Origin of the sequence: uncultured Brachyspira sp. (assembly GCF_944390595.1) — a bacterium.
Lineage (GTDB): Bacteria > Spirochaetota > Brachyspiria > Brachyspirales > Brachyspiraceae > Brachyspira.
The window spans coordinates 1-6,416 of record NZ_CALXRN010000224.1 but is presented as its reverse complement, the minus strand read 5'-3'; the positions used below and the strand labels follow the sequence as shown (position 1 = coordinate 6,416).

At 25.4% G+C, this 6,416-nt stretch carries 8 protein-coding genes; all 8 read left to right on the top strand.

Translation table 11 applies throughout. The features are described 5' to 3' along the window. A partial coding sequence (locus Q0J90_RS13565) for an ABC transporter ATP-binding protein (protein WP_297278416.1) occupies window positions 1-666 on the top strand: 666 nt, incomplete at its 5' end. Window positions 667-1,020: 354 nt separating this feature from the next. Next, entirely contained in the window at window positions 1,021-1,737 is a 717-nt protein-coding gene (locus Q0J90_RS13560) for an ABC transporter permease (RefSeq protein WP_297278415.1), read from the top strand. Window positions 1,738-1,820: 83 nt separating this feature from the next. After that, a complete protein-coding gene (locus Q0J90_RS13555) occupies window positions 1,821-2,150 on the top strand; it encodes a PadR family transcriptional regulator (protein WP_014488735.1) in 330 nt (109 codons plus the stop codon). 27 nt (window positions 2,151-2,177) lie between these two features. Next, on the top strand, window positions 2,178-2,828 hold the full coding sequence (locus Q0J90_RS13550; protein ID WP_297278414.1) for a permease prefix domain 1-containing protein: 651 nt from the start codon (window positions 2,178-2,180) through the stop codon (window positions 2,826-2,828). A 2-nt stretch (window positions 2,829-2,830) separates the two neighbouring features. Further along, window positions 2,831-3,493 carry a permease prefix domain 1-containing protein gene (locus tag Q0J90_RS13545; protein WP_297278413.1) on the top strand — a complete coding sequence of 221 codons (663 nt, stop codon included), beginning with the start codon at window positions 2,831-2,833 and terminating at the stop codon, window positions 3,491-3,493. A 610-nt stretch (window positions 3,494-4,103) separates the two neighbouring features. Continuing rightward, on the top strand, window positions 4,104-5,108 hold the full coding sequence (locus tag Q0J90_RS13540) for a hypothetical protein (RefSeq protein ID WP_297278412.1): 1,005 nt from the start codon (window positions 4,104-4,106) through the stop codon (window positions 5,106-5,108). A gap of 19 nt (window positions 5,109-5,127) precedes the next feature. Beyond that, window positions 5,128-5,769, top strand: a complete 642-nt coding sequence (locus tag Q0J90_RS13535) for an NADH:ubiquinone oxidoreductase (protein WP_297278411.1) — start codon at window positions 5,128-5,130, stop codon at window positions 5,767-5,769. 13 nt (window positions 5,770-5,782) lie between these two features. Beyond that, on the top strand, window positions 5,783-6,416 hold a 634-nt coding region (locus tag Q0J90_RS13530; protein ID WP_297278410.1), incomplete at its 3' end, for an NADH:ubiquinone oxidoreductase.

Sequence of the window (6,416 nt, the reverse complement as noted above, 5' to 3'; positions counted from 1 at the left end):
ATAGAAAAGAAATTTAATAATAATGTTATTTTAAAAAATGTCAATTTTGATATAAATAAAGGTGAAATAATAGCACTTGTAGGTCCTAATGGTTCAGGCAAAACAACATTAATAAATATATTATTAGGAATATTAAAAGCTGATAAAGGCGAATTAAAAATAAATATAGATAATTATAAAAAACATATAGGAGTTCAGCTTCAATCCACTCCGTTTTTTGAGGGCTACAGTGTAAGAGATAATATATTAATGTTTTCAGCACTTTATGACATGAAGATGAGTAATGAAGAAATAGAAAGCATAACAAAAAAATACGGACTAAATCCTAAAACTCTTGCTATAAAACTTTCAGGAGGCGAGCAGAAAAAACTTGCTATAATGATAGCTACTATGCAAAATCCTGACTTACTTATATTTGATGAGCCTACTGCAAGCTTGGATCCTAGAGAAAGGTATAATGTTAAAAATATGTTATTAGAGCTTGCTAAAAATAATAAGACTATACTTTTTACTTCTCATGATTTAGAGGAAGTTGAGGATCTTGCGAGCAAAATAGTATTTTTATATAAAGGGGAGATATTAGAAAGCGGCAGCAAAGAAGAACTTTTAAATAAATATAATTTTGACAGTTTGGAGAAACTTTACCTGCATATTACTAATTATTAATTTTAGTATATACATAAACAACTATATTTTGTCAAAAATAATTTTTTTAATTTAAAATATTTGCAGGGCTTTGCCCACCACTCTGTGTGCTATGCAGCACCCCACTTCTTTTGCGACCGCAGGGAGTGCCTGTGGTATTGCCACAAAGAACCTTATATCCTCGATAAACTCGGATACGCTTCGCGAAAGGCTATATTTGGCTTAAATTTAATAAATTATTTTACATGTAAGACAATTTTAGTATGATTTAATACTAATTTTATACTTGCACTTTTTGCAACTTTGGCGAAGCCCGCAGAGCGTGTGCAGCAAAAAAGTTGATATTATTTTATACAAATATATTAAAAAATTATTATGAAAACGATATTTAAACTCACAATGAAAAAAGCTATAAGAGATCCTTTTCTTATATTTTGGTCTATATTCTTTCCTTTAGTGATAGTTATATCATTGGGACTTTTTTTCAAAATGGAAAGCTACACTGTGCATATACTTACTGCTATGAGCTGTGTGAGTGTGCTTGCTTATTCCTTTATGACTACAAGTTTTAATGTACTCAGCCAGAGGAGGAGAGGAGTTTATAACCTTCTTAAAGTAACGCCTCTTCCTTTATACAAATATATTATAAGTTTATCATGTGCTTGGGTAATAATATCTATTATAAGCTGTTTATCTGTATTTTTTGTATGTGCTTTATTTTTTAAAGTTGAATTTTCTTTTGCTTCTATACTTTTATTTTTGCCTGTAATTATATTGGCTTCTTTGCTTTATATATTTATAAGCTTCTTTGTTTCTAGTTTGGTTAAAAATAATGAAACGGCAAGTATACTATATAATATTATTTTAATGGCTTCTATGTTTTTGAGTGACGGATATTATTCTTTATATAATGCTCCTAATATAGTAAAAATTTTAAGCAAATTAAATATTTTTCAGTATTTTTTGAATGCCTTTAGAGGTGCTTTTTATTTTGATTTTCATGCATATTTTATTGGTATAGCTGTACTTTTAGTATGTTTAATAATTGCTTTGATGCTTGCTGTTAATACTTTCAGATATGCTGATAAATAAAAATTATTTTTTTAGTTATTGACAAAATTCTTTATTTATCTTACCTTAAAAAATAAATTATAATTAGTTTAGGGTTAATATTAATGTATATAGAAAGCGATATAATACGAGGTCATATAGATGCTGTTGTTCTGCATTTTTTAAAAGATAATGATTCTTACGGTTATGAACTTTCTAAATTAATTACTGATAAAACTAATGGAGAATATGAGATTAACGGGCAAACTTTATACAGTGCTATAAGAAGGCTTGAAGGTAAAAAGTTAATAGAAAGTTATTGGGGAGATGAAAGTCAGGGAGGAAGAAGAAAATATTATAAGATTACTGAAGAAGGTAAAAAGTTTTTGCAGGAAGAAAGAGAAATATGGCTGTTTACTAAAAAGATAATAGATAAACTTCTTGATATTGAATAGATTTAGAAAATGTTATGGTAAAATATTATGATAGATGATTTTTGTAATGAATTAAAAAATAAATACCCTAATACTCAAAAAATTAGAGATCAAATTGAAGAACTTAGAAATTATTTATATATGAAAAGCGAAGAATATGTAAATGATTCTAAAGAAGAAGCTTTTGAAAAGGCTCTTAAATCTTTTGGAGATGTAGACTCGCTCCTTGAAGAATTATCAAAGGATGCAAAAATAGTTAATAAATACAAATTATATTTATTTGCTGGTATTATTGATATTGTTATTGTGTCTTCTTTAAGTTTATTATTATGCTTTATTTCTTTAAAAAATAACAATATATCATTTTTTTCTTATATAAATAATTCATTAGCAGCAAGTATATTTTTTATTATTTCTGGAATAATCGCTATTTTATTAAGTACTGTTATACAATTTGTTAATATGCGTAATATATATGAAACAGTAGAATATACTTATAATGATTATAAGATAAATTTAAAATATTCTATTATAGGTTTTATTATTATATCTACAGCAGTATTTATATTTAATATGTTTTTTAGCCCGCATCATATTTGGTTTGTATTTGTTATTATATACTTTTTATCTTGGCCTTTGACTGTGTTTTTATTTTATAAGTTTTTTAAAAATTCTGATAAAAATGTTAATAGGAAATAATGATGAATATTAATGAGTTTTATAAAAATATTAAAAAGAAATATCCTAATACTAAAGAAGTTCTCGAGCAGTTAGATGAAATAAAAGATATGCTAAATTCTAAAGTTCAGAATTATGTTAAAAATGGAATGAAATATGAAGAAGCATGCAGTAAATCTATAGATGAGCTTGGTAATATTGATGAAGTTTTTGAGGATATAAGCAAAGATGCAAAAGTTGTTCATAATTTATATATAAAAATATTAACATCTTTAATATCATCTTTTTCTACAGCTCTTTTAGCTTTTATTTTTGGTTTGATTGTAGATAATTTAAGTTTTTTTAATGAAACTACTAAAATAGGCTATAAACTTACTATGCCTTATTTTTATTTGGTATTATTTATTTATATAGTGATTTATTCATTTTGGAATTTCTCTGATAATATAAAACCAAAAATAAGAAAGTATAGTTATGATATATATAAAATTAATTTAAAAAACTCTATTATTGCTGTTGTTATTTATTCTGTGATAATGATTATTATAAATGTAATCACATGTAAATATAATAATTATTTATGGTTTATTTGGTCTTTCAATGGAATATTTAATTGGACTATTTCTATAATTGCAGATTATCATTTATTTAGAAGCAGAATATTTGAATATGTTTTAAAAAATTAGTTTTATATTATTATTTTTTTGACTAGCTCCAAGTTTTCTGTATGCTTTGACAAAATAACAGCAAAAAAATTGATAAACTTAAAAAATTTCAGTATATACCTAAACAACTATACTTTGTCAAAAATTATTTTTTTATTTTTATTATTTGTGGGGGACTAGCCCCACCGCTCTGCGTGCTTACGCAACACCCCCAGTTCTTTTATTGGTATAAGGCACAGCCCGCCTACGGCGAAAGGCTACATTTATGCTTTAATTTAATAAATTATATTACATGTAAGACAATTTTAGTATTATTTAGTACTAATTTTATACTTGCACTTTCGCGAAGCGTGCCGACGAAGTCCACCTGCGGTGTCGGCAGCAACTTTGACGCTGTCCGCCCTTGGAGTGCGGCGGGAAAAAGTTGACTAAAAAATGACAGACCTAAAAATTTTCAGTATATACTATTTATAAATACACTTAATTAGTTAGCCGATAGTTTACAGTTCATAAAATGATTTGTTTTTATATAAGAGTTGAATTTCTTAATATTTTACACAAAGTATATTGACAGACATAATACTTGTGTTATAATAATAGTATAAGATAAATAGTAGGTGTGTTGTATTATATGAAAAGATTGTTATTACTATTTTTTATATTATCAAGTTTCCTTTTTGCTCAGAATGATTTTGTAAATTCAGGTTTTCATTACAGTTATAATTATTTTGGATTTCCATTTTCTGTTGATTTCGGATATGCATATAAAAAGAATTCTCATTTTATATATGTTCCCCGTGTAGGAGTAAGTTTTGATTATGGTTCAGAATCATCATTCGGAATGTTTGCTAATGTTGGAATGGAATACAGATACAGAAGATTTTTTATAGATTTGAATTATAAGCAAGGTATAACACCTCCATTTGCTACATTCAATTATAAAGATTTAGAATATTACGGACAATTAAGACTATGTTATTCTTTTGATAATGTTAGTATTTCTTATGGTATGAATATAGGTAAAATGTTAACTTCTGAAAGAGAAGTTTATAGATTAAGTTCTATATTTAAGATAAATCAAAGTATTGGTTTAAGTTCTACATTTGTTGATGACGGAGTTAATAAATTAAAATTCAATGCTGGTGTTGGTGCTAGCATTATACCTAATGAGAAGCAGTATTCTTATAATGTTTCAGCTAGTATGCCTTATTCGTTCTTTCATTATTGGGGAGAGCTTGGAATTATGCCTTATATAGGATACAGTGCTTATTTTGATAAAAGCGAGAAAAAATATTCTATAGGGTTTAAGTATTTATATTCTCTTATGATGATGCCTTTATCAAATTTGGAAACACATCTTAAAAATATGGATTTTCTTACATTTGTCCATTTTGAATATAAATTTTTTATGCGATTTCTTCCATCTGGTTTTAATGATATATACTTAGTTGCTTTTGGAAATGTTGGTTATGGAAAATATTTTGAAGAGAGTATTGATAAAGGTAATTTATTGTATGTTGTAGGAGGCGGAATAGGTTATAATCTTTACGGAACAACACCTTTACAATTAACTTTCGGTGTTGATAATAATAATAGTTTGGTTATGAATTTAATAATCAGTGCTATAATGTTTTAATATTTTGGAGTTTATTTTAATGGGAAATATTAAAAATAAAATTATATTTTCTTTTTTATGCTTAATCTTTTATACAGCATTGAGTTTATCATTTTATTTAATACCTTTTAATTCAAAAGTATTGGGTATAATTGCAATAACTTGTGCTGCTATATTTAGCGTATTTTTTATACTTCCTGCATTTTTATATTCTCCTGTTTATTCAATAGTTATTGGAATTTTATATTATATGTTTTTTAGAATGTTTGAAATTATAAAGCTTTTTACTACACTAGATTCTACTCCTGTAACTTTGATTTATATTATGCTTCAAAGTGCTTTGGGTATTATTATGAATGTGATTGGTATTGTATTAACTTGCTTAACTATTTATTTTATGAAGAAGTATATTAAAAATAAAGGTACCAATTTTAATATAAATATGGCTTTAATAACTGCTTTGATAATTGCATTTATAAGATTTGTTATAAGCGGATTATCTTTTTCATCATTCTTTTTGAATTTTATAATAAATAAGATACCTATTAGTAATGATCTAATAATTCAGCAGATTATTACTTATGTTATTTCTGTTATAGTTACTTTTATTGCCGTAATGATTTCTTATTTTATTTATATTAAGATAAAAGACAAAGCATTTTTTTCAGATGCAAAGGCATAATATGGAGGAGTTTGTGAATAGTAAAAAAAATAAAATTATACTTTCTTTTATATGTTTTGTACTCTATATTGCATGTTCTTTCGTGCCTTTGTTAAGGAGTTTTAATTTATTAAAAATATTTTTTATACTTCCTGCTTTTTTGTATGCTCCTATTTATCCAATAGGTATTGGAATTGCAAGCTATCTATTTTTACTTGTATTTAGCATAATAAAACTTCTTCCTTATTTGGATAATTTATTACTTGTTTTTTTGCAGAATGCATTGAGAAATTCAGCTAATGTATTGATTAATATATTGTTTGTTGTATTGGCTTCTTTGATAATTTATTTTTTCAAGAAAAGAGCATCAAAAAAAGGAATTGATATTAATATTAGTACGGCTTTGATTATAGCAGTTATAACAACATTGTTAGAATCAATTACAAGTACATTTTATTTATTAATTTATTCTGGATATAGTGTATCAGATTATAATACTATAATAATGAAGTATTCGTTTTTTTATATTAATTCTATGGTATTTACTTTTATAGCTGTGATTGTTTCTTATTTTATTTATATTAAGATAAAAGACAAACCGTTTTTTTCTAATATGAATAATTTAAATAATGATAATAATTTAATTAAAGAGAACAATATTAATAAGT

Coding starts and splice junctions, on each gene's coding strand:
- Q0J90_RS13555 (WP_014488735.1), top strand. CDS start 1,821: ATGTATATAGAAAGCGATATAATACGAGGTCATATAGATGCTGTTGTT.
- Q0J90_RS13540 (WP_297278412.1), top strand. CDS start 4,104: ATGAAAAGATTGTTATTACTATTTTTTATATTATCAAGTTTCCTTTTT.
- Q0J90_RS13560 (WP_297278415.1), top strand. CDS start 1,021: ATGAAAACGATATTTAAACTCACAATGAAAAAAGCTATAAGAGATCCT.
- Q0J90_RS13550 (WP_297278414.1), top strand. CDS start 2,178: ATGATAGATGATTTTTGTAATGAATTAAAAAATAAATACCCTAATACT.
- Q0J90_RS13545 (WP_297278413.1), top strand. CDS start 2,831: ATGAATATTAATGAGTTTTATAAAAATATTAAAAAGAAATATCCTAAT.
- Q0J90_RS13535 (WP_297278411.1), top strand. CDS start 5,128: ATGGGAAATATTAAAAATAAAATTATATTTTCTTTTTTATGCTTAATC.